The sequence below is a fragment of the Exiguobacterium sp. s78 genome (assembly GCF_018618985.1).
Lineage (GTDB): Bacteria > Bacillota > Bacilli > Exiguobacteriales > Exiguobacteriaceae > Exiguobacterium_A > Exiguobacterium_A abrahamii.
Genome location: NZ_JACSNB010000001.1, coordinates 502217 through 526554, shown reverse-complemented (window position 1 = coordinate 526554; position 24338 = coordinate 502217). Strand labels below are relative to the sequence as shown.

At 47.2% G+C, this 24338-nt stretch carries 20 protein-coding genes, 1 riboswitch and 1 other annotated feature; of the genes, 3 read left to right on the top strand and 17 right to left on the bottom strand.

Going from position 1 to position 24338, the window contains the following annotated elements:
* The first annotated feature begins 107 nt into the window (after positions 1–107).
* Entirely contained in the window at positions 108–1379 is a 1272-nt protein-coding gene (locus tag KNQ18_RS02600; RefSeq protein WP_050678607.1) for a BaiN/RdsA family NAD(P)/FAD-dependent oxidoreductase, read from the top strand.
* A 59-nt stretch (positions 1380–1438) separates the two neighbouring features.
* Here KNQ18_RS02600 and KNQ18_RS02595 read toward each other — a convergent pair whose 3' ends face one another.
* From KNQ18_RS02595 to KNQ18_RS02575, 5 genes are all read right to left on the bottom strand, one after another.
* Positions 1439–2416 carry a hypothetical protein gene (locus KNQ18_RS02595; protein WP_050678608.1) on the bottom strand — a complete coding sequence of 326 codons (978 nt, stop codon included), beginning with the start codon at positions 2414–2416 and terminating at the stop codon, positions 1439–1441.
* Between the two features lie 131 nt (positions 2417–2547).
* Complete coding sequence (leuS, locus tag KNQ18_RS02590; RefSeq protein WP_133207632.1) at positions 2548–4953, bottom strand: leucine--tRNA ligase; 2406 nt, start codon at positions 4951–4953, stop codon at positions 2548–2550.
* Between the two features lie 46 nt (positions 4954–4999).
* Positions 5000–5222: a binding site (T-box leader), on the bottom strand.
* Between the two features lie 38 nt (positions 5223–5260).
* Complete coding sequence (locus tag KNQ18_RS02585) at positions 5261–5905, bottom strand: HAD family hydrolase (protein ID WP_149427739.1); 645 nt, start codon at positions 5903–5905, stop codon at positions 5261–5263.
* Positions 5906–5999: 94 nt separating this feature from the next.
* On the bottom strand, positions 6000–7034 hold the full coding sequence (locus tag KNQ18_RS02580) for a peptidoglycan bridge formation glycyltransferase FemA/FemB family protein (RefSeq protein ID WP_215083772.1): 1035 nt from the start codon (positions 7032–7034) through the stop codon (positions 6000–6002).
* A 182-nt stretch (positions 7035–7216) separates the two neighbouring features.
* Positions 7217–8395 (bottom strand): MDR family MFS transporter, encoded by a 1179-nt coding sequence (locus tag KNQ18_RS02575; protein WP_215083770.1) that lies wholly within the window; start codon positions 8393–8395, stop codon positions 7217–7219.
* A gap of 153 nt (positions 8396–8548) precedes the next feature.
* On the opposite strand from KNQ18_RS02575, the gene mnmM reads away from it, so the two are divergent.
* Positions 8549–9145: a tRNA 5-(aminomethyl)-2-thiouridylate-methyltransferase MnmM gene (gene mnmM / locus KNQ18_RS02570; RefSeq protein ID WP_255359378.1), complete on the top strand. Its 597-nt coding sequence runs from the start codon at positions 8549–8551 to the stop codon at positions 9143–9145.
* Between the two features lie 53 nt (positions 9146–9198).
* Here the strand turns inward: mnmM and KNQ18_RS02565 are convergent, their stop codons facing one another.
* The 3 genes from KNQ18_RS02565 to metK all read right to left on the bottom strand — a co-directional run bounded on the left by KNQ18_RS02565 (position 9199) and on the right by metK (position 11816).
* Positions 9199–9903: an alpha/beta fold hydrolase gene (locus KNQ18_RS02565; protein ID WP_050678620.1), complete on the bottom strand. Its 705-nt coding sequence runs from the start codon at positions 9901–9903 to the stop codon at positions 9199–9201.
* 78 nt (positions 9904–9981) lie between these two features.
* Positions 9982–10470, bottom strand: a complete 489-nt coding sequence (locus tag KNQ18_RS02560; protein ID WP_050678623.1) for a GNAT family N-acetyltransferase — start codon at positions 10468–10470, stop codon at positions 9982–9984.
* Positions 10471–10607: 137 nt separating this feature from the next.
* On the bottom strand, positions 10608–11816 hold the full coding sequence (gene metK / locus KNQ18_RS02555) for a methionine adenosyltransferase (protein ID WP_050678624.1): 1209 nt from the start codon (positions 11814–11816) through the stop codon (positions 10608–10610).
* A 128-nt stretch (positions 11817–11944) separates the two neighbouring features.
* A riboswitch (SAM riboswitch) is annotated at positions 11945–12071 on the bottom strand.
* Positions 12072–12305: 234 nt separating this feature from the next.
* On the opposite strand from metK, the gene pckA reads away from it, so the two are divergent.
* Positions 12306–13874, top strand: a complete 1569-nt coding sequence (pckA, locus tag KNQ18_RS02550) for a phosphoenolpyruvate carboxykinase (ATP) (RefSeq protein ID WP_195864591.1) — start codon at positions 12306–12308, stop codon at positions 13872–13874.
* 251 nt (positions 13875–14125) lie between these two features.
* On the opposite strand, the gene KNQ18_RS02545 is transcribed toward pckA, so the two are convergent.
* The 9 genes from KNQ18_RS02545 to KNQ18_RS02505 form a co-directional block, all read right to left on the bottom strand.
* Positions 14126–15382, bottom strand: a complete 1257-nt coding sequence (locus KNQ18_RS02545; RefSeq protein WP_215083768.1) for an EAL and HDOD domain-containing protein — start codon at positions 15380–15382, stop codon at positions 14126–14128.
* Between the two features lie 174 nt (positions 15383–15556).
* Positions 15557–16312 (bottom strand): alpha/beta hydrolase family protein, encoded by a 756-nt coding sequence (locus tag KNQ18_RS02540; protein ID WP_215083766.1) that lies wholly within the window; start codon positions 16310–16312, stop codon positions 15557–15559.
* Positions 16284–16757 (bottom strand): RNA deprotection pyrophosphohydrolase, encoded by a 474-nt coding sequence (ytkD, locus tag KNQ18_RS02535; RefSeq protein WP_047393467.1) that lies wholly within the window; start codon positions 16755–16757, stop codon positions 16284–16286. Before ytkD ends, KNQ18_RS02540 begins: the two co-directional genes overlap by 29 nt.
* Before the next feature lie 172 nt (positions 16758–16929).
* Positions 16930–18279 (bottom strand): glucose-6-phosphate isomerase, encoded by a 1350-nt coding sequence (locus KNQ18_RS02530; RefSeq protein WP_050678632.1) that lies wholly within the window; start codon positions 18277–18279, stop codon positions 16930–16932.
* Positions 18280–18392: 113 nt separating this feature from the next.
* Positions 18393–19559 (bottom strand): iron-containing alcohol dehydrogenase, encoded by a 1167-nt coding sequence (locus KNQ18_RS02525; RefSeq protein WP_050678634.1) that lies wholly within the window; start codon positions 19557–19559, stop codon positions 18393–18395.
* A gap of 137 nt (positions 19560–19696) precedes the next feature.
* Positions 19697–20089, bottom strand: coding sequence for a S1 domain-containing post-transcriptional regulator GSP13 (gene yugI, locus KNQ18_RS02520; RefSeq protein ID WP_214766120.1), 393 nt, complete (start codon positions 20087–20089; stop codon positions 19697–19699).
* A 435-nt stretch (positions 20090–20524) separates the two neighbouring features.
* Positions 20525–21568, bottom strand: a complete 1044-nt coding sequence (locus KNQ18_RS02515) for a ribonucleotide-diphosphate reductase subunit beta (RefSeq protein WP_035406099.1) — start codon at positions 21566–21568, stop codon at positions 20525–20527.
* The gene (locus tag KNQ18_RS02510) at positions 21537–22025 is read right to left on the bottom strand and encodes a flavodoxin domain-containing protein (protein ID WP_023469116.1); all 489 of its coding nucleotides are present in this window, start codon (positions 22023–22025) and stop codon (positions 21537–21539) included. The genes KNQ18_RS02515 and KNQ18_RS02510 overlap by 32 nt, the downstream gene beginning before the upstream one ends.
* An 18-nt stretch (positions 22026–22043) precedes the next feature.
* Positions 22044–24311: a ribonucleoside-diphosphate reductase subunit alpha gene (locus KNQ18_RS02505; RefSeq protein ID WP_023469117.1), complete on the bottom strand. Its 2268-nt coding sequence runs from the start codon at positions 24309–24311 to the stop codon at positions 22044–22046.
* Positions 24312–24338: the final 27 nt, after the last annotated feature.

Below are 24338 nucleotides of genomic sequence, written 5' to 3'. Positions count from 1 at the left end.
GCAAATCATTATACCGCTGTCTATCTTGAATTGAAAGAGACGGTTTGTTTACAGTCGCAACTTCTGCTAAAGTGAAACAAGCAGAATTCTATGAATGAGGTGACCATATGTACGATGTAATCGTAATCGGAGGCGGACCGAGCGGCTTGATGGCGACGCTCGCCTCTTTACAGGCCGGAGCCCGGACGCTCCTGCTCGATAAAGGAAATAAATTAGGTCGGAAGCTTGCAATCTCTGGCGGCGGACGATGCAACGTCACGAACCGAAAACCACTCGACGAGCTCGTCCAGTCGATTCCAGGAAACGGACGTTTCCTTTATAGCGCTTTCTCTCAGTTTAATAATGAATCGATCATCGAACTCTTCGAAGGGTTTGGTGTCGCACTCAAAGAAGAGGACAATGGGCGGATGTTCCCTGTTTCGGATAAGGCAGCAGATGTCGTCCGTGTATTGATCGATCAAATCCGCGCGCACGGCGCCGAGATTCAAACAGATGCGCAAGTTGCTACACTCGATTTCCATCCAGACGGTTCTTTTGCAGCTGTCATTCTAGAGAATGGCATGCGTCTTGAAGCAAAGAGTTGTATCGTCGCGGTCGGCGGACAATCCGTTCCGCACACGGGTTCGACAGGTGACGGCTATCCGTGGGCTGAAAAAGCGGGTCATACGATCACGGAGCTCTTCCCAACTGAAGTTCCGATCCTATTAGGTGATACGTTCATTCATGAAAAAACATTACAAGGTCTTTCGCTACGTGACGTCGCCTTAACGGTCCACGGTAAAAAGGACAAAGCAATCAAGACACATACGGGTGACTTACTCTTTACCCACTTCGGTTTAAGCGGTCCGATTGCTTTACGCTGTAGCCAGTACACGATCAAGGAACGCAAACGTTCCAAGGAGACGATCGTCCATCTATCGATCGACCTCTTCCCAGACGAATCACTCGGTGCGTTAACGGAACGCTTCCAAGCCGCGCTTGCAGCCAATCCCAAGAAAACAGTGCGCAATGCCCTCCGTGGCTTCGTGCCGGAACGTCTGCTTGAACTTCTCTTTGCTCAAATCGGCTTTGGCGATGAAGTCTGCACACAAGTCAAGAAACAGGACTGGACGGACTTCTTGCAAAAATTAAAGCGATTCCCACTTAAAGCAACGGGAACGCTCGACTTTGATAAAGCTTTCGTCACGGGTGGTGGCGTCTCGATCAAAGAGATTGATCCAAAGACGATGATGTCGAAAAAAGCCGAGCGATTATTCTTTGCCGGGGAGATTCTTGATATCCATGGCTATACAGGTGGTTACAACATCACAGCTGCATTCGTGACGGGTCATTGCGCCGGTAGTCACGCCGCAGAGATGGCACGTGATACTGTCTTTTAATATGAACAAGACCCGATTCTTCTGCTTAACAGAGGAATCGGGTCTTATTGTGTCAGGATTTAATCAATCGGTGTAAACGATCGGCTTGAGAATTTATCCGTGACGACTAACGCGAACAACTCGTTATCCTGCACGAAAATCCCCTTCGAACCATATACTTTCGGACTGGCTGTCTCACCCGTGATCGTTTTGTCCTTTCGATCGATCGAATAGAGATAGAGCGCTTCTGAATCGAGTGTGTAGATCCGACCTTGCCGTTCAGCAAGACCAATCGGACGGAACTCGGACTCGAACGATTTCTTCGCATCACTTCGCATCCCACTCGCCGCTTCAATCTTCTCGCGTTTGATGACTGACAGATAAGGTGGTTTCTGTTTTTTCTTCAACGCACGTTTTTTCTTTTCCGAGGCGTCAGGATCAATCTTGATCTTATCCTCTTTCATCGCGAAATAGGTCACCTCGACTCGTCCCAGTGCTCGAATATGATTAATCGTATAGAATTCTTTTTTCTTCGTATCATATCCAAGACCGTGGAAACTATCCCGTATCGTCGTTCCTTGTACTTTTTCACGTTTTTCTTCGCTCCAGACACCGTCTTTTCGCGTAATCGTGACCAGAATCTGATTCGACGTCAGTAACGCGACGGTCTCCCCGTCAACCAGCGTCATACCGTCGAGACCAGCGAGCAACAACTTTCCTTCTTCTAACTGGAAAGATGCGTTGATGCGTTCCCCGGTTCCACTGATTTCAAAGAAACGATAATCGTCTGTGACGACGAGGTACGAACCAATGGAATCATCATATAACATTTGTTGGACATTTTTGATTAACGGCTCTTCCGGGTTCGGAATAGCTGAAGGCGTTTTCGGTGGCACCTGTTTAACGGCTGCCTGATGCTTCGATTGCGTCTCAATTTTCGCGAACGTTTCCTGAATACGTGACAACGTCTCCGGCTTCGAGAAGACGAGCAGTACGCAAAGGATCAACCCCGAAACGACAGCAAAAATCGTTGTATAGACTATATAAGATCGTTTCATTGATGGTACTCGCCTTTCTTTCTCGGTTTCTGATTCAGTGTAGCAGAAGGTCGTTGAAAAAAAAAGCGGACTTGCGACGGAAATGAAGAAACCCCCTCCATTCGCGTCAAGCGAATGAAAGGGGCTATGGCTTAGTTTGCCACGATATTGATTAATTTTTTCGGTACGACGATGACTTTACGAACTGTTTTGTCGCCGATCCATTCTTGTGTCTTTTCATCAGCAAAGGCAAGTGCTTCGATTTCTTCTTTTGTCGCATCGATGTTGATTTCGATTTTAGAGCGAACCTTTCCGTTCACTTGAATGACGAATTCCATCGTATCGCTGACGAGTTTCGATTCATCGAATGTTGGCCATGCCGCATACGTCAATGTCTCTTCAAATCCAAGTTGTTCCCAGAGTTCCTCACCAAGGTGCGGCGCGACTGGTGTTAACAATTGAATGAATCCACGAAGGAAGTGACGCGGAAGAACCGACTGTTTATTTGCTTCGTTGACGAAGACCATGAGTTGCGAAATTCCGGTGTTGAACTGGATGTTCGCGAAGTCTTCCGTAACCTTCTTGACCGTCTGGTGGTACGTCCGCTCGAAGTCAGCATCGACTTCTGTGACGTCTTGAATGTCTGCTGTCCGTTCGAACAAGCGCCAGACACGATCAAGGAAACGACGGGCTCCATCAAGACCGTTCTCAGACCAGGCAACTGATGCGTCGAGTGGTCCCATGAACATTTCGTACAAGCGTAACGTATCCGCACCATGCGATTTGACGATTTCATCCGGGTTGATGACATTACCGCGTGATTTTGACATCTTCTCGTTGTTTTCTCCAAGAATCATTCCTTGGTTGTATAACTTCTGGAATGGTTCTTTTGTTGGTACGACGCCTGCATCATACAAGACTTTATGCCAGAAGCGCGCATACAACAAGTGGAGAACAGCGTGCTCCGCCCCACCGATATAAATATCGACTGGAAGCCAGTATTTTAATTTTTCTGGATCCGCGATCGCCTCTTCATTGTGCGGATCGATGAAACGAAGATAATACCAGCAACTTCCGCCCCATTGTGGCATCGTATTCGTCTCGCGACGCCCTTTCATTCCTGTTTCAGGATCCGTGTAATCCAACCAGTCTTCCGCAAGCGCAAGTGGTGATTCGCCTGTACCAGACGGTTTGATTTCCGGGATGATTGGAAGTTCAAGCGGTAATTCCTCTTGACTGAGCGTCTTCATCGAACCATCTTCCATATGAACGACTGGAATCGGCTCGCCCCAATACCGTTGACGACTGAACAACCAGTCGCGGAGACGATACGTGATTTTCTTACGTCCGACTTGATTCGTTTCCAGTTCAGCAATCATCGTCTCGATTGCTTCTTGTTTTCCAAGACCATCAAGCATATGCGAGTTGACGTGTTCGCCCTCTCCTGTGTAGGCTGCTTCATCAACGTTTCCACCCGCGACGACTTCAACGATTGGCAAGTCGAATTGTTTCGCGAATTCATGATCGCGCTCATCGTGTCCTGGGACCGCCATGATTGCACCCGTCCCATAAGAAGCAAGGACATAATCAGCGATCCAGATTGGAAGACGATCGCCTGAGATTGGATTGACGGCGAAAGCACCCGTGAAGACACCTGTTTTTTCCTTCGCTAAATCCGTCCGCTCGAGGTCCGACTTCGTTTGGACTTGCGAAATGTACGCATCGACGGCTTCCTTGTGATCTGCTGTCGTGATGTCAGCTACGAATGGATGCTCTGGAGCAAGCACGAGGTACGTCGCACCGAAGATTGTGTCCGGACGTGTCGTAAAGACCGTGACTTGTTTTTTGTGTCCATCAATCGTGAAGTCAATCTCAGCACCTTCTGATTTTCCGATCCAGTTCCGTTGCATCTCTTTGACAGAATCCGGCCAATCGAGGTCATCGAGATCTTCAAGAAGACGATCCGCATATTCCGTGATTTTCAAGACCCATTGACGCATCGGGACACGCACGACCGGATGATTTCCGCGTTCAGATAATCCGTCGATGACTTCTTCATTCGCAAGAACGGTTCCGAGTGCTGGGCACCAGTTGACCGCGACTTCGTCCACGAACGCAAGTCCTTTTTCATACAACTTCGTAAAGATCCACTGTGTCCATTTGTAGTACTTCGGATCTGTCGTGTTGATTTCACGATCCCAGTCATAGGAGAATCCAAGTTCTTTCAACTGACGCTTGAACGTCTCGATGTTTTTCGCTGTGAATTCACGTGGGTCATTCCCTGTATCGAGGGCGTATTGTTCTGCTGGTAATCCGAACGCATCCCATCCCATCGGGTGCAAGACGTTGTATCCTTGCATCCGTTTCATCCGTGCGAGGATGTCGGTTGCTGTGTAGCCTTCCGGGTGACCGACGTGGAGACCGGCACCTGACGGATACGGGAACATATCAAGGGCATAAAACCCTTCTTTTTCTGGATCTTCTGTCGTGACGAAGGCGTTGTCTTGATCCCAACGCGCCTGCCATTTTGGTTCGATTTCGCGATGATTGTACGGCATGTCTTTTCCTCCTCTAATCTAAAAAAACCGGTCCTCCGCCCCTAGGAATAGGGACGAAAGACCGGTTTGGCTTCCGCGGTACCACCCACGTTGTCTGTCTATGACAGACCGCTTGATTCACGGATAACGGTGTGAAAGACCGGATTCGCTACTACGACTTCACGAATCGTGCTCCCTGACGAGTTCACGGTTGTTACCGACTGGTTCGCACCTTCCACCAGCTCTCTTGACGGCACCTTTCCCCTACTACTTCAGTTCCATGCAATTGACTATCTTTTCCTAGTGTAATCTGTTTCTTCCTCAAGCGTCAACGCTTCCGTAAAATTTCCTCGATTTCTGCATGCGATCGCGCGACATGATCCGCTTGTTCTAGACGTTGCATCGGCATCCGATCATCGAGAAGCGCAATCACTTCCATGCCTGCTGCTTTTGCGCCGATCATCCCGTTTGCAGCGTCTTCAATGACGAGACAATCTTCAGGCGCGTGCCCGATTCGTGATGCTGCAAGATGAAAAATCGCAGGATCAGGCTTTGAACGCACGACTTCTTCTCCACTGACGTAATGCGTGATTGGAAGCTCATAATGACGGATGACGCGTTCGATTTTTTGAAGCGAACTCGAGGAGGCAATCCCGATATCGTAACCAAGAGACGCCGCTTGCTCGATGACTTGTTTGACTCCCTCTTTTAAACCACATTCTTCCGGTTTTGCATGAATTTGAAACAACCGATGTTCTTCCTCAAGTAATGCACTCGCTGTTTCTGGAAGGTCGTGTTGCTCGACAAGTTCTTCCCACATCTCATCTCCTGTTTTTCCCATGAACGTCGCATACTGAACTGGATCGAGCGGAATCGATAACGTTTTGAACATTTGCTGATGGACCTCAAAGTAGCGGATTTCACTATCTAAGATGACCCCATCCATATCAAAAATAAGACCTCGTTTTTTCAAGACACATCCCCCTCAATTGATCTATCATGATTTCAGCATATCAAAAAAACGACTACACAATGTAGTCGTTTATCCTTCTTCATTTAGTTACTGTTTAACTTGTCGCCATTTGGACACTGGTTTGTCGGTAAGCCGGAAAATAATCCGAATCAGCATCTGACCTGTATCGTACACATAACTGATCGTATATGGCTGGTTGGAGGATCGATTTTCCTTGATGATACTCAAATAAACGATACCCGGTGTAACGGCATTTACTCTCAAAGAGACTATCCCGTTCTTGATATCCACCCCCGAGATGTTGTTCGACGAGACCGCGTGCTTTCGCCTGAAGAATCGCTTCGTACTCGAGTCGCTGATTCGGGAACATCTTCGCTTCGTCCCGCTTACAACCAATCAAATGACCGTGGGCATATTCTTTTCCAAGCAATACGAAGTATCCACCAACAGGTTCTCCGTCGATTTCCGCAATCAGTAACAATGGCTCACAGAGTGGATTTGCTTCAAATAATTGTTCAAAATAACTGTCCGTAAAATAGTAATGAGCCGAAGCATTCTTTCGGTCCATCGTTTCATGATACAACGCTACAAAGACAGGTAGGTCATCTCGTGTTCCTGTTCTAACGGTTAAAGGAGAGGCAAGCGATTTGCGAATCATACTTCTCGTCTTCTTATGAAATGTCTGCATGATGTCCTCTATTGAAGGGCGTAAATCGATACTCGTCGTATGACGGATGAAGGAGACTTTCGTCCAATCCCGCATGAAGCGTTCATTACCCGTCAATGGATTAAAGCGAATCATTTCCGAGACAATCGCTTCTCGATCTGCCCATCTTTCAAACAATAAGCGTGCATGCTGCATTTCAGTCGCAGTCAGTTGACCGATGATTTCCGGTCCACCATAGCCATACGGCGTGATGAGATCTGAATAAGGCGTATCAAAAATCCGGCGCTTTAAAAAGGGATAGAACAGTGTTCCTGCATCACCTTCATAACGGAATAGCACCGCTTGCTCAGACGGTCTAGCATTGAGCGTGACATATTGGTGACTGTAGAAGATATCAAGAGGCTGTTGCTGTACGTGTGTCGTCCAAGTTGCGGCATCTGTGATGAATTGACACCTTTCCATTCGTGCACCTCCAGTCAAAAAGAAGCAACGTTCATATGACCTTTCTTTTCAAGTTCTTGATTAGAAAGTACCCGTTTCTTTGCCGAAATATTCCATATTATTAAATGTTTATTTTATGATTTTGGAACGAATGACGTAACAAAAGACAGCGGTCATAATGTCCGCTGTCTTACAGATGATGTTCATGATGTGATTTTTGGAATGGCACGAAGGAAGACGACGCCCGCTAACAGAATCAATCCAATCAATGTCAAGAAGACCGCTGAAATACCGGATAAATCGTAGATCAACCCTCCAACGGTCGGACTGATCATTCGCCCCGCTGAAGCAGCAATATTGACGTACCCTTGGAATTCTCCTTCTTTTCCGATCGGCGCGAGTCTCGCTGCCATGGCAGGAACCGCTGGCCAGATGAACATCTCACCAATCGTCAGGATGATCATCGCGACGAGGAACATCTTGAATCCTCCTGCGAACGGAACGATCAGATAAGACAAGAGGAAGATTCCTGTACCGGTCATCAATTGTCGCTTTAAGTCATCTCCAAACCAACGAAGAATTGGTGTTAGTAAAGGTTGTGCAAAAACGATGAGCGCTCCGTTGATCGTCCAAAGAATCGAGTACTCAGAAATCGTGACACCAAGTGATTTCGTGTGTACGGCAAAGGTTCCTTGCCATTGCACATAAACGAACCAAAGTAAGGCATAACCAATCGAGACGAGCAACATCGTCCGTGCCGCACCGCGTGCAAGGGGTGTGCGTGTCGTTTCGATCTCGTCATGTGCCGCATGCATCCGCGCCGGTGCCTGAATCCAGGACAAACCGACGAACAAAATGATGGCAAAGGCGATGTAGAGGACAAGATTGGCGATGAAGATGTACTGAATCGAAAAGGCAGCGATTTGACCACTGACAGCTGTTCCGAGCGCTACACCTACGTTTTGTGCGACATAGATCGCATTAAAGGCACGGCGCCCGCCTTCCGGCCAGATGACACCCGTCATCGCGTAGATCGTCGGAAAAACCATCCCACCGACGAATCCAATCAATCCAAGCATCGCGACGTATCCGAGGTACGTCTGATGAAATAGCAACAAGCCGACGGAAGATAGGACAAGTCCGATGACACTGATGACGAGCGTCTTCTTGCCACCGAGACGGTCAAACGCTTTTCCACCTAAGTAGTTTCCGACGATTGCTAAGGCCGAGTTGACGAACAACGCCATCCCTGCTTTTGTCATCGACTCTCCTAAATATTCATGAATATATAATGTATTAAACGGCCATAAAAAAGAGGATCCCGTCGTATTGATGGCCATCGCAAGGACGAGGATCCAGACCGCTTTTGGTAATTTTGGCATACCTGTGGTCCTCCTATTTCATTCTCAACCTTGCCACTTTACGCAATCCGTCCCCTAGCTGTCAAGCCACTTCGCTTTTCGTCAACGAATCAAAAAATGATATAATGCAGAAAGAATCTTGCACATACTGAACCATTACTAGAAAAACAGACCATAGGAACAGGAGTCTATGCCATGTCACTTGCCCGTGTACTACCTTATACGAAACAATTACTCGAGTCCGTTATCGAGCCCGGAGACTGCGTCGTCGACATGACTGCCGGAAATGGACATGATACGCAGTTTTTAGCAGAACGCGTCGGTCCAGAAGGTCGAGTCCTTGCGTTCGACGTCCAGGCACAAGCCATCGAGGAATCGACTCGACGTATCGACGAAGCTGGAATGTTAGCACGCGTCGACCTTTATCATGAAAGCCACATCCATGTCGGTGCCCGTCTTTCGGACGAACAACGTCCTGTTCGTGCCGGTGTCTTCAATCTCGGCTACCTGCCTGGAAGCGACAAATCGATCACGACGACAGGTGAAGAGACGCTCGAAGCACTCGATGCCCTCCTCCCGGTCCTCGCTCCCGGCGGTCTTGTCGTCCTCGTCGTCTATCACGGTCACCTGGAAGGAAAACGGGAACGCGACGCTGTCCTCGATTACGTGACAGCCCTTGATCAGCAAAATTTTGCCGTTCTCCAGTATCGCTTCTTGAATCAACAAAATCATCCACCGTTCATCATCGCAATCGAGAAAAAAGTACGCTGATGATTGGACACAAAAAAGTGATGCCCTTTTTTAGAGGCATCACTTTTTTTATTTCATTCCTCAACAAGCTTAAAGAACAACATTAATTTTTCTGCAAACCGTGTGTTCAACCGTTCAAAACTAAAATGCGGAAAGCCGTGTAGACGTTGTAAGTAAATCTGATCGCCACCCATTTTCCGGCATACTTCAAGCGTCAACTTGACGTCTGCGAACTGATCGTCTGGTGCATAAAAACAAGCCAAGTTCACACGCGGCAGTTTTTTTCGTTCCTCGTCATGTACGACGATCTCTTCTTCGATTTCCCGGTACTGTGCATAGGTCAGTTCACCGATGCGAACGGTATCTTCCGTACTTTGACCAAACGGCAACGTACCGAGTGGCGCATCAGGTCGGAAACGATCAAATGCACTCGCGAAGACTTGTTTGACGCCTCCGAGTTGTTTCGAAGGGTGCCAATCAAACAACGGTGAAATGAACGACAGACTGGCGACCGGTAATTCATATTCTTGCAACAGGCGATTGACGACGAGTGCGCCCATGCTACAGGCGACAATATGAATCGGTAGCTTGCGTTTCCCGGCTTCACGTAATGCTTCTTTTAACAGTTGACCATGCTCTTCAAACGAGATACGACGTGGTGCGTCGACGAGTAACACTTCATATTCTCGTTCGAGTACCCGAATCAAGGCTTCACTCGGACGGGCACGCAGTTGTAACGGATAGACTAACACGATGATTCCTGTTGGTTGTTCAACCACAAACTCACCTCTTCACTTCATACTTCCTTTTCACGATACCTTATTTCAAACGCACACGAAACCGTCCCAAGACGGATTTCACGAGGCGACATGGCGAAGACGAATGACTGATTCTGCTTGACCAAAGACTTCTTCCGTCATCTCACTCAGTTCTTCAAAACCAAATGAAGTCAGGAATTGACGTGCTTTATAGTTACGTGCTTCCACGTAGACTTCGAGTGGGACGGCTCCTTGTCGTTCGAGTTCACGGATCAGCCGTCGTCCGATTCCGTTTTGCTGATATTTCGGCAAGACGTACAGACGAATGATCTCCCACGTTCCCTCAACGTCAACAGCATGAATGAAACCGACGATTTCCTCGTCGATGATTCCGACATAAAAATACTCTCCCCGTGCTTCTTCCGCCGTCCGGATCGCACGAACGACTTCTTCTTGCGGATACGCCTCCTGCACGAAATGCGCTTTCGAACGTTCGGAATAGATTTCTGCATACGTATCCAACCAAGATGTGACGGCAATGTCATGAATACGTCCTGCATCAGCTGGAATAGCTTCGCGTATTTCCATAATCGGAACCCCCCTTTGTATTCATACGAATCGACTCATGTACTTTTACCCTCTTCTAGAAAAAACATTCGTTTCCTGCAAAGTTCCACGGAAACAAAAAAGTCCGAAAACCCGCGTAGGGTTTTCGGACTTTTTGATTATACGAAACGTTTTGCTTGTTCTTCAAGAACTGCTGCTTTATCTGTTTGCTCCCATGGAAGCTCAACATCTGTACGACCGAAGTGACCGTATGCAGCTGTTTGACGATAAATCGGACGACGGAGATCAAGCATGTTGATGATTCCAGCCGGACGAAGATCGAAGTTTTCAGCAACCAATTCAACGAGTTGTGCTTCAGGAAGTTTTCCTGTACCGAATGTATCAACCGCGATTGATACCGGGTGCGCGACACCGATTGCGTATGCGAGTTGAACTTCTGCTTTGTCTGCAAGACCTGCAGCAACGAGGTTCTTCGCGACATAACGTGCTGCGTATGCAGCTGAACGGTCGACTTTTGTTGGATCTTTACCTGAGAATGCTCCACCGCCGTGGCGTGCGTATCCACCATACGTATCAACGATGATCTTACGACCAGTCAATCCAGCATCTCCTTGTGGTCCGCCGATGACGAAACGACCAGTTGGGTTGATGAAGAATTTCGTTGCTGCGTCGATGTATTCAGCCGGGATGACCGGTGTGATGACGTGTTCTTTCAAATCAGCTTGGATTTGCTCAAGCGTGACTTCTTCTGCGTGTTGTGTCGAGATGACGATCGTATCGACACGAACCGGCTCGTTGTTCTCGTTGTATTCGACCGTGACTTGTGTTTTTCCGTCCGGACGAAGGTAGTCGAGTTGACCGTTTTTACGCACTTCTGCCAAACGGCGTGCGAGACGGTGTGAAAGCGAGATTGGAAGTGGCATGAGTTCTGGTGTTTCTTTCGTTGCATAACCGAACATGAGACCTTGGTCTCCTGCACCGATTGCATCGATTTCTGCATCAGACATGCTACCTTCACGTGCTTCAAGTGCTTGGTCGACACCAAGAGCGATGTCTGCTGATTGCTCATCGATTGATGTCAATACAGCACATGTGTCCGCGTCGAAACCGTATTTCGCGCGTGTGTAGCCGATTTCACGAATTGTTTCACGAACGACTTTTGGAATGTCGACGTAAGTGGATGTCGTGATCTCACCTGCAACGAGAACGAGACCTGTTGTAACAGAAGTTTCTGCTGCAACACGTGCGTTTGGATCCGCTGCGAGGATTGCATCAAGAATTGAATCCGAAATTTGGTCACAGATTTTATCTGGATGACCTTCAGTGACTGACTCCGACGTGAATAGTCGGCGATTAAGGTTTGTCATGTATGACCCTCCCAAAAAAGAATTTGACGGTGTACTCATTTCCCCTAGTTGAGTGGGACGGTAAAATGAAAAAAACCTTTCCAAGTCCAAAAAATGGTCAGGGAAAGGTTGTGCGTTCTTCCTTTACCCTCTTATCGTTCGAAGTGTTTACTTCGCTTCAGGAGAGCACCTTTTCCCTCATTAATATGTGAATTAATGTAGGACGGTTGCCGGGTTTCTTCGGGCCTTGTTCCCTCCACCTGCTCAGAATAAGAGTATCCGTTACGAATTACATGATATAAAGTTGTACCTACTCTGTCAAGCAAGGTTTCAAATTCTAGTCGAAACTTTTTGAAAGAGATGTTAAACTGTTAATGCTGAAAGCGTTTCCAGATAAATAGAAATCAGCATCAGAAAATGATTGCTCTCTCTTTAGTATGTCATATATAATAAATGTGTCATACTAAATACAGTGAGCCAAAACCAACGTAGGGGAAAGGTGGGGTCAGGATGCCGATGACGGTCCTGAATATCGAAGAACTACTCAAGAAAGAGCATGTGTTCAAACAACTATCTGTTGCTGAACTAGTCGAACATGCGATTCGAAACGAAGAAGGTGTCCTTGCTGAGAACGGCGCATTATCTGTAGAAACGGGGAAATTTACAGGTCGTTCACCAAAAGATAAGTTCATCGTCCGTGATTCTTCCTGCGAGTCTCACATTGATTGGGGTCATGTCAACCAACCGATGGATGGAGACAAATTTGAACAATTGTTGCAAAAGGTTCTTCGTTACATGAACGAAGCCGATCAGCTCTATTACACAGAAGCTGCTGCTGGGGCAGATACGCACTTCACCCTTCCGGTCCGTGTGCTCACACAATATGCTTGGCATAACCTGTTTGCCAAACAACTCTTTTTACGCGAGTATCCTGAAGTGGCTGCCTTCGAACCGTTCACGGTCGTCTACGCGCCACATTTCAAAGCAGATCCTGCCGTTGACGGAACGAACTCCGAGACGTTCATCGCCATGTCATTCGAACACCGGATCGTCTTGATCGGTGGAACCGAATATGCGGGCGAAATCAAAAAATCCATCTTTTCCGTCATGAATTACCTCTTGCCACAAGAAAATGTCCTTTCGATGCACTGCTCGGCAAACGTCGGACACGAAGGCGACGTCGCCTTGTTCTTCGGTCTATCCGGTACTGGTAAGACCACCCTCTCAGCAGACGATAGCCGTCAATTGATCGGAGACGATGAGCATGGTTGGTCGCACGACGGTGTCTTCAACATCGAAGGTGGATGTTATGCAAAGACCGTTAACTTATCACGCGAAAAAGAACCGCAAATCTTTGACGCGATCCGTTTCGGAACCGTCCTTGAAAACGTCGTGCTCGACGAAGCCCGTCACCCTGATTACGATGACACATCGTTGACGGAAAATACGCGTGCTGCTTATCCGATCACAGCGATTGATAATATCGCTGTTCCTTCACGTGCTGGTCATCCGAAGACGATCGTCTTCTTGACGGCCGATGCGTACGGTGTTTTGCCTCCGATCAGTAAATTGACGAAAGAACAAGCGATGTATCACTTCCTATCAGGATATACATCAAAACTCGCCGGAACAGAACGCGGTGTCACGGAACCGGAAGCAACATTCTCAACATGCTTCGGTTCACCGTTCCTTCCACTGATGCCTGAAAAATATGCGACGATGCTCGGCGAATTGATTGATCGTCATGGTGTCACTGTTTATCTCGTCAACACAGGCTGGACAGGTGGTGCTTACGGAACAGGTAGTCGTATGAAGCTATCGTATACACGGACGATGGTCAATGCTGCCGTCAACGGCACACTCGCAACGATTCCAACAGAAGAACATCCGATTTTCGGACTTCATATGCCACTTGAAGTTCCAGGTGTTCCAAGCGAGTTACTCAATCCGGTACGCGTCTGGTCGAATCCGGACGAATACGACACACAAGCGCGGTCGCTTGCTGAGAAATTCCAACACAATTTCCTTCGCTTCGAAAGTGCGACGGATGCGATCAAGTCAGCTGGTCCACGCCTATAAAAAAAGAGCCTTCGGGCTCTTTTTTTATGTTTAGAAATCGGTACATCTCTTAAGAAAATCAATTCATGGTCAACAAAAAAAGAATGATGCGTCACACGCAACTCCTACAGGAAAAAGCGCATTTATGCGCTATCAGAGACAAACAAGACCCGCTTTCCTGCTGGAATGAAGCAGGAAAACTGGCTTGTGTCTCGCCTGAGGAAAGGGCGTGAAAAGACGAGTCATTCTTTTTTGAGTCAGCCCCTTCATTTTCACTCTAAAACAGAATCCGTTTTTTCTTGAAGATGTGTTTCTTTTTGTTTGAGCCATTCCTGACTTTCTGCTAGTAGCGCATAGGCCCGCGGAAGTGAGACATCTAAACGTTGACTGAGCAGTTCGAACTGATCGAAATCACCGCGATCTGCACTGATCGCAAGCACTAAACAATCCCGAAACGGATGATCTTTTCCTTGCAGAACGACCTTCAGAGAATCTTCAATTGGCAGTTGGTCGATGATGTCGTCGATATCCACAGATAACAGCGCATCTATGTGTGATAACAGACCGATCATATAAGCACTCTCCGGCTTTAACGTACACGTCTCTTTCGCAAATAACTCACAAAGTTTTGCGCAGTGCAAGGAAGACCGAAGTAACTCATTTGACCATTCGTAAGGACTAGCAAGCTTCATCTCACGCAAGACGATTAACGAAATCCAGCTTTTGAGTTGTGAGAAGCCAAGTAGTGAAATGGCTTGTCGAACAGAGCTGACTGTATTGCGTAATCCCATTCCCGGAGAATTGATCAATTGTAGTACTTGAATACTGATATAAGGATTTGCTTCAATCTCATCAATGACTTCATCGTATTTTTCATCCGTATCGAGCCATTTTAGCATCTTCAGCAATACCGGCAATTGAGGAGGGACAGCTTTTCCCTTCATCAACATTGGCTTAGCGTAAAAATAGCCTTGAAACCAGTCATATCCCATGTCAAGACAACGTGTATGATCCTCATGTGTCTCGACTCGTTCGGCAAGCATCTTAATATGGGGATAATTACGCCGGACAATATGCAAAATCGCACTTTGCTCGCGAGTGGGAATCGCTTCGATGTCGATTTTAATTAAATCAATTAGTGCGAATAATTCTGTTCCATGTTGACGAAGTAAATCGGTCACAAAATCATCGAGTGCTAGTGTAAAGCCTGCTTCTTTCCAACTGTGCAGCACAGATAACATCTCTGTATCGATATCGACAGTTTCTAAAATTTCGATGACGAACCGACTTGGATCTAAATAGTGAATCAGATCACTTTTCAAGAGATCCGCTGTAAAGTTGACGAAAAGTTTTTTTCCTTCAGCGACATGTTCCACACCCATATGAACGAGTGTATTCGTTAATACATCCATCGTCGCTAGATCACCATCAAATACATTCATTTGTTCGACGGAACGATACAGCAACTCAAATGCATCAACTGCTCCGATTCGGTCAACGATGGGTTGACGTGCTAGTAAGATATCCATCGTCCTCCATCCCCCTCTACATTACTCATATGGTTCTAATTATATCAAAATTTATTTTTTAGGAAGTTTATTGTTTTTTACAACGAATCAATATTCTTTTTTTCCCATTATGTATGTAAGTCCGATTCTTTAGATGACAAAAAAACCGATACGACATTCGTCGTACCGGTTACATCATCGATTATAGATACCAGTCTCAAACCAATTCAACACATTCCGCGTCACACGCAACTTCTCATGAATCGGAAATTGATGCGCGTGGGCGTAGGTCTGAAGCATCGTTTTTTCGGAATGACGCGCGGCATAAGCGGTTGCGTGTCGTAAGCGAACGTTTTCATCGTATGCACCGTGAATCAACAATACTTCACCTTGAGGTGCGACATGGAGCGGCGAGCGAACCGCGTATGCATCAGGAACCGTGTCAGGTGTACCTCCCGTGTATCGTCGCAGCATCTTCTGCATCGTCTTCTGTTCGTCATACGTCCATGTCAACTCCGTCACCCCTGCCCAGGACACCGTTCGAGCGACTGGACGGTGATGCGCGAGTAGCAACGCCATCTGTCCACCACGTGAAAATCCGAATGCGTGAACATGCGAGACACGTTGCTGCAACCAGTCAAAGGCACTGCATGCGTCTTCGATATCGTGATGTCCGAAGTCTTCTTTTCCCGTACCGCCTAGATTCCCGCGATAGAAGGGGGCCATGACAAAAAAGCCAGCCTGTGCGAACGCGAGCAGTCGTGTCGGTCGGACCATTCCGATCGAACGCGTTCCACCACGCAAGTAGAGAATTCCCTGACCGTTTGCAACTTGTGGGAGTACGATATAGGCACCGACCCGTTCCCCATCCGCTGTAGTATAGAACATCCGAAACGTCCGAAACGGACCTTGGCGCGGAAGTTCAAACCAATCGGCGTTCGCTAAGTACACGGAGCGTCTCCGGAAGGACACGGTCCTTCATCATGAAGCTGTATTGTCGGTTCGTATCGAGACGATCGGGGAGTTCCTCGAATAGAAAAGCACCATCTGTTTCATCCACGGCAAGATGAGACGACAATGATCCGATTTGCGCGAAATAGATGTTTTTGATGATCGTATCGCCTTTTCCGGCAACACGATATTGTCCGACATATGAGAGTGAATCGATTTTCCCACCCGTCTCTTCCATCACTTCACGACGTGCGGCTTCTTCTGCCGTTTCACCCGGTTCAACCTTTCCACCAGGAAATTCGTAACCACGCTGCTTATGATGGGTCAGCAACCATTTTCCTTCGTACACGGCAATGACCCACACGTGCAAAGGACGATCCGAGAACGGATGGTCATCAAAACTTAACTCCACTTGATTTTGATAATAATCCAAGAATGTAATCACGTACGTGCACCTCATTTCTTCTTCTAACTTCACTTTACCTGTTTCACGGGTATTCTAAAAGTGAAAACGCTAGGATTACCTGTAAATCTGGAAAATGATAGCCTACTATCATCCGGTAAAGACAAAAAAACAGCCGATGTTCCACTAAGGAACAATCGACTGTCGTTTTACATTACTTCAAACGTGCTTCGAGTTCTGCTTTTTCTGCTTCGAATCCTGGTTTCCCAAGAAGAGCGAACATGTTTTTCTTGTACGCTTCGACGCCTGGCTGATCGAATGGGTTCACTCCGAGGAGGTAACCACTCATCGCACAAGCTTTTTCGAAGAAGTAGAACAGGAATCCGAGGTGATACGGTGTCATCTCTGGAAGTTCGACTGTCAAGTTCGGTACTTGTCCGTCCGTGTGTGCAAGCAACGTACCTTCTGCCGCCTTATCGTTGACGAATTGAATTGACTTACCTGCAAGGAAGTTCAATCCATCGAGATCCTGAGCATCTTCTTCAACAGTCAACGCATGACGCGCTTGACCGACTTTGATGACTGTCTCGAACAGGTCACGACGACCTTCTTGGACGTATTGTCCCATCGAGTGGAGATCCGTCGAGAAGTCGACTGCTGCTGGGAAGATTCCTTTGAAGTCTTTTCCTTCTGACTCGCCGTATAATTGTTTCCACCACTCCGATACATAATGAAGTGCTGGTTCGTAGTTGACGAGAAGCTCGATCGTCTTCCCTTTCGCATAGAGCGCATTTCGTACGACCGCGTATTGATACGCTTCGTTGTCAGCTAGGTTTTCGCTCGCATAGCGCTCTTGCGCGTCACGGGCACCTTGCATCAACTCTTCAATTGAAATACCAGCTGCTGCGATTGGTAATAGACCAACCGGTGTCAAAACAGAGAAACGACCGCCGACATCGTCCGGAATGACGAATGTTTCATATCCTTCAGAGTCTGCGAGTGTTTTTAATGCACCACGCGCTTTATCCGTCGTTGCATAAATCCGGTGTTTTGCTTCTGCTTTACCGTATTTCTCTTCCATGAACGATTTCAAGAGACGGAACGAAATTGCTGGTTCTGTCGTCGTACCCGATTTCGAGATGATGTTGACCGATACATCTTTTCCTTCGAGGACTTCGAATAAATCGTGCAGATACGTCGATGAGATATTATGTCCTGCATAGATGATTTGTGGTGCTTTGCGATCTTCTTTTGATAACAAGTTATGGAATGAGTGTCCGAGCATCTCGATCGCAGCACGCGCTCCGAGATATGAACCGCCGATTCCGACGACTAACAACACATCAGAATCCGACTTGATTTTTTCTGCAGACGCTTGAATGCGTGCAAACTCCGCTTGATCGTAGTTCGTCGGAAGATCCACCCATCCTAAGAAATCACTTCCTGCGCCTGTTCCTGCATGAATCGCATGGTGAAGCGTCTTTACCGTTTCCGCCATATGATCTACTTCATGTTGACCTACGAATTGTAGGGCTTTCGAATAATCAAAACGTACTGTTGACATGCCATCGTCCTCCTTATTCATTCGCAACGAAATGCGACCTTCCTTTTCATTAAAACGCAAGAAGGAAGGTCGTTCAAGTCTTTTGTGAAATGAGTAGCAAATGTTACAGATTGTTATAGGGCAGCTGTCACGATTTGACGAACATCTTCGTTTCCGAGTGATTTGAAGTTTCCGAAGTCGCCGCGTGTCATTGCTGACTTGACGATTGCGTCAACTGTATCTTCTTTGATGTCATAATCAGCGAGACGATTCGGTGCACCGAGTGATGTCCAGAAAGCACTGATTGCATCGATTGTAGCGTGTGCCGCTTCCATCTCTGATTTACCTTCCGTATCAACGTTAAAGACGTTCTCACCGAGTGTCACGAAGCGATGTGCATTTGATTCGTCAAGCACGTGGCGCATCCAGTTCGGGAAGAGGATCGCAAGTCCACCTGCGTGCGGGATATCGTGAACAGCTGAGACCGCATGTTCGATGTTATGTGATGCCCAGTCTCCACGTGCGCCCATTTGAAGGACACCGTTGAGTGCCATCGTACCAGCGAAGAGAATCGTGCCACGAAGTTCAACGTTCTCGAGATCGTTGACGAGTTTTGGTGCTGCTTCGACGACTGCTTTCATGACACCTTCTGTCATCCGTTCTTGGACCGGTGCATGCGCAGGGTGGAAGTATTGCTCGAGGCAGTGGCTCATCATATCGACGATACCGTAGATTGTTTGATCTTTTGGCACACTGACTGTGTACTTCGGATCAAGGATCGAGAATGTTGGGAACGTAAGCGGGCTACCCCAACCGTATTTCTCTTGTGTCTTCCAGTTCGTGATGACGGATCCAGCGTTCATCTCAGAACCTGTTGCTGCAAGCGTCAAGACTGTTCCGAATGGGATGACTGTTTCTGGTGTTGCTTTGCCGATGACGAGATCCCATGCTTCGCCTTCATAAGGAATACCAGCAGCAATCAATTTCGTGCAGTCGATGACAGAACCGCCACCGAGTGCAAGCAATGCATCAACGCCTGCTTCACGTGCGATTTTGATACCGCGCTCTGCTGTCTCGATGCGTGGGTTCGGTTCGACACCGTCGCATTCGACGTACTCGATTCCTGCAGCATTGAGTTCACGTGTGACATCATCATAGACACCGTTCCGTTTAATACTGCCGCCACCGAAGACGAGCATGACTTTCTTTGCACCGAGTGCTTCGAGTTGTGGTTTCAGTTGGCTGACTTGTCCGTCACCAAAAATAAGTTTCGTTGGATTGCGATATTCAAAGTTTTCCATCTGTGTTGCCTCCTCAATAAGTAATGAACACCTTACATTATCCACACATTCCCCTTTCGCATCTAATTTAATGCTTATTCTGTGTAAAAATCGCATAAAAAAAAGAGAACCGACCGATGTCGATTCTCTCATGTGGCTTATTTTTGGAAGTTTGATTTTTCAATCCATTCTTCCAATTTACCTTTAAGAACGTTGAATCCAGGTGCTTCTTCTTGTTTGAAAGCAGGACCTGCATCGCGACGTCCAGCGTTTTTGCGTGGACCTTTCGCGCGTGCTTCACGTTTTGGAGCTTCCTGAGTTGCTTTGATCGAAAGCTTCATTTTTTTGTTAGCTTCGTCGATGTCGAGAACTTTAACAGTTACTTCATCGCCAACTTTTACGTAATCGTTGATGTCTTTTACGTAATCGTGTGAGATTTCTGAGATGTGGACGAGACCTTGTGTTTGCTCGTCAAGTGCTACGAAAGCACCGAAGTTTTGAATACCAGTTACTTTACCAGTAACGATTTGGTCTTTTTCAAAGTTTGCCATAATGTATACACTCCCTAACTAAATTCATCAACTTATAATAACACACTTTTCTTGTATCGTAAAAAATATTTTTGGAATTTGTTTATTTTTTATTTCACAAGGGAACATTTTAATAGCAAGACTTCAAGTATTCCCCCTGATTCTGCCGAACTTTCCGAGTTCGGCCCTTTTTTTGTTCTTTTGCTCAATTGACCTAAGTGACAAAGAAAAGTAATGCTTGAAACGAGAAAGACGAAAGACAGATAAGACTATCAAAAAAACGGACAGTCTCGGTCTGCTCACTTTCCGCGGACAAGCCCTCATGCCGCTTCAGATGCGTCGCATCTTCCAGGGTCATGATGACTTGTTTTTCCGCAGGAGTCGAGCAGAACCTCACCTGTCCTAGCGTAAAGGAAATATAGAGTAGAAGCAATCATCAATTGATTTATTTATTACTTACAGATCGTCAAATCCATTTGCATCGGTTACTTTCGCGTACGAACGTGATTTTTGTTCGAAGAAGTCCGATTTCGTCGCGTTCATCGAATCATCTGAATACGCACGAATCCATGGCATGACGTCTTCGTCGTGCCCTTCATAGAGATCCGACAAACCGATGACGCGAAGGCGTTTGTTCGCGAGATATTTAACGTAATCACGCATCTCACTGACGTCAAGTCCGTCTAGATCACGTAAGACGTATTCGCTCCACTCGATTTCAAGATCAACGGCACGCTTGAACGTGTCATAGACGAATTGTGTGAATGAGCCATCGGCATCAATTTCCGGATGCTCCGACAAGACAGCACGTAACAATTGGCTGATGAAGTACGAATGTTGCAGTTCATCACGTTGAATATAACTGATCATCGTCGATGTTCCGACCATCTTTTGGTGACGCGCTAAGTTATAGAAGAAGGCAAAGCCTGAATAGAAGTTGATTCCTTCAAGAACGATCGAAGCAACGAGCGATTTCGCGAAGTTCTCTGGAGTCCGGTCATTTTGGAAATCTTCGTATAAATCAAGAATGAATGCATTACGCTTCATGACCATGTCATCGTCTTTCGCGATATCAAAAATCCGGTTTTGTTCAGCCAATGGAACTAAGCTGGATAAGACGTAGCTGTACGATTGATTATGCACGACTTCCTGTTGCGCGATGATTGCGAGAATCGCATGAACGGACGAATCCGACGTGAACATTGCCGATTCCAAGATATAACGTGTCTGAACCGAGTCAAGGATCGAGAGTAGCCCAATGATTCGTTTGAATGCATCCTGTTCCCGTTCGCTTAATTGATTCCACTGCTGCATGTCCTTCGACATCGATATCTCATCTGGGATCCAGAAGTTCGATAGCAGTTGTTTGTAAATCGAATAAAACTGTGGATACGCAATGTCGTTCCAGTTGACGATGGCACTTGTTTCGCCACCGATGATCGCCGTCGCGCGATTTGGATGACGTGCATCAAGCAGTTTGATTTTTTGTAGCTGTTCCATGTGCTTCGACTCCTTCTTGCTGTAATTGAAGAATGGTCCGTTTCGTCCATTCCTTGACGAGATGTGGGCGATTGCGTGGTGACTGTTCGATTTTCAACAGTTCTCCGGCAAGCGGCACACCGAATTTCGAGAGATGATAGGCCATCTCATCAACGGCGCGACAATATTTGACGAACATCTTGTCCCCTGTTCCAAAAACAGCTGCCTGCGGAATCGCATGCGAACTCTCCTTTAGAACGGTTCTGAGACAATCGCGCATATCGTCGGGTAGTTGCCCATCTCCCCACGTATACGAACCAAAATAGACGATATCATAAGGCATTAACTGATACGTCGTCACTTCATCCGCAAACAACATCGTCGGCTCGATTCCCATCTCAGAACACGTCTTCGCGACGAGTTCTGCCACCTCCTCCGTGTTTCCACTCAATGACGCATATACGATTGCTGCCTTCATGATATCGTCCTCCTTATCTTATGATGAACACGATTCACATTCGTCGATTTCAACCGTCGTCGAACGCGTGTAGTAGATCGTCTTCATCCCGAGTTGCCACGCTTCCATGTGCATCTCGAGTAATTCTTTCGCCTTGACGTTATTTTTCACGTACAGATTGAAACTGATCGCTTGGTCGATGTGACGCTGACGCGAAGCATTTTGACGGATGCTCCATAACTGGTCGATTTCAAACGCTGATTTATAGAACCAGTTCGTTTCCGGCGTTAAATCTGGAACGGTGACTGGAATCTTATAGTTTTTCTTCTCTTCCGAGTAGACTTTTTTGTAGATTGGATCAATCGATGCCGTACTACCCGCAATGATTGCCGTCGATGAGTTCGGTGCGACTGCCATCAAGTATGCGTTACGCATTCCGTACGCCGTGATGTCGGCTTGGAGACGATCCCAATCGAGTTCATCCGTCGTTTTGTAGTGGCGACGTTTGATGTACTCTCCTGTTTGCCATTCTGAACCTTCGAAGAGACGGTACGCGCCTTTCTCTTTCGCAAGTTGCATCGACGCATCGATCGTCAAGTAAGCAATCTTCTCGTAGAGACGGTCTGCGTATTGTACCGCTTCGACCGATTCCCAACGGATGCCTTCGAGCGCGAGCAGATGGTGCCAACCGAACGTCCCAAGACCAACGGCACGGTATTTTTGATTCGTCAATTGTGCTTGCGGGACATCGATCGTATTCAAGTCGATGACGTTATCAAGCATCCGCATTTGAATCGGAATCAATCGCTCTAGGACGTCAGAACGAACTGCACGTGCAAGTGCGATCGATGACAAGTTACAGACGACGAAATCCCCTGGTGTCTTCGTGACGATGATCTTACCGTCTTCCGTGTATTCTTCCGTCACGGTCGTCGGGCTCATGTTCTGCATGATTTCTGAGCACAGGTTTGACGAGTAGATCATGCCTGCATGTTTATTCGGATTCGCACGGTTAACGGCGTCACGGAAGAACATGTATGGCGTCCCTGTCTCAAGTTGCGAACGCATGTAGCGTTTGACGAGATCAATTGCCGGAACTGTTTTTTTGCTGAGGCGTGGCTCGTTGACACATGCTTCGTATCGTTCCGTGAAGCTGCCACCTTGTTCCGTCTCATCGAAGTAATCCTCGAGGCTAAAGCCCATGACTGTCCGAATTTCGTGTGGGTCAAATAAATGCCAGTCTTCTCGTGCTTCGACGGCACGCATGAAACGGTCCGGTAAGTTGACGCCTGTGAACAAGTCGTGTGTCCGAAGTCTCTCATCCCCGTTGTTGAGCTTCGCGTCCAGGAACTCGAGAATGTCCTTATGCCAGATGTCGAGATACACCGCGATAGATCCTTGGCGCATACCGAGCTGGTCGACGCTGACTGCCGTGTTGTTCAATTGTTTCATCCACGGGATGACACCGCTTGAGACGCCTTTGAAGCCTTTGATGTCTGATCCGCGTGAGCGAATCTTACCCATGTAGACGCCGATTCCGCCGCCACCTTTAGAAAGTGTCGCCACGTCCGTGTTCGAGTCGTAGATGCCACGTAGCGAATCATCGACTGTATCGATGAAACATGAAGAAAGTTGACCGTAAGACTTACCAGCGTTCGAAAGCGTCGGAGTCGCAACTGTCATGTAGAGATTCGACAATGCCCAGTAAGACTCTTTGACGAGTTCTAAACGACGTTCTTTCGGTTCGTTCTGCATCAGTGTCATCGCGATGACCATGAATCGTTCTTGTGGTAGCTCGTACAAGTTTTTGACGTGATCACGTGCGAGGTACCGGTCTGCCAGTGTTCGAAGACCAATGTATGTGAACAAGTGGTCGCGGGATGGATCGATCGTTGCCGACAGTTCGTTGATGTCTTCCTTCGAATACGCATCTAGTAAATGTTTCGTGAAGATGCCGATTTCTGTCAGTTTTTCAATCAGCGTATACAGCGAACCATACCGTTCTTCTGCTGCATATCCGCGATTTTCACCTGCTTCAAGGTATAACCGATTTAAGTAAGTCGCTGTCGCTACGAATGTCCAGTTCGGCTCTTCTGCCTTTAACATATCGAGTGCGTGCATCGTTAACAGTTCATAGACTTGATCGGCTTGTAGGGATTTTCCTTCAAGCGCTCGGATGGCACGTTCAGTATAGCGGTCGATATCAAGTTCCGGATACGTTTCCGTCGCCTGTCGAATCACGACATATACGTCTTCTATTGTCATTGCACCCTTAAAGATGCGTGCTGTATTCAGTGGAGATGCCACTATGAACCACTCCCATTCTCTATCGTT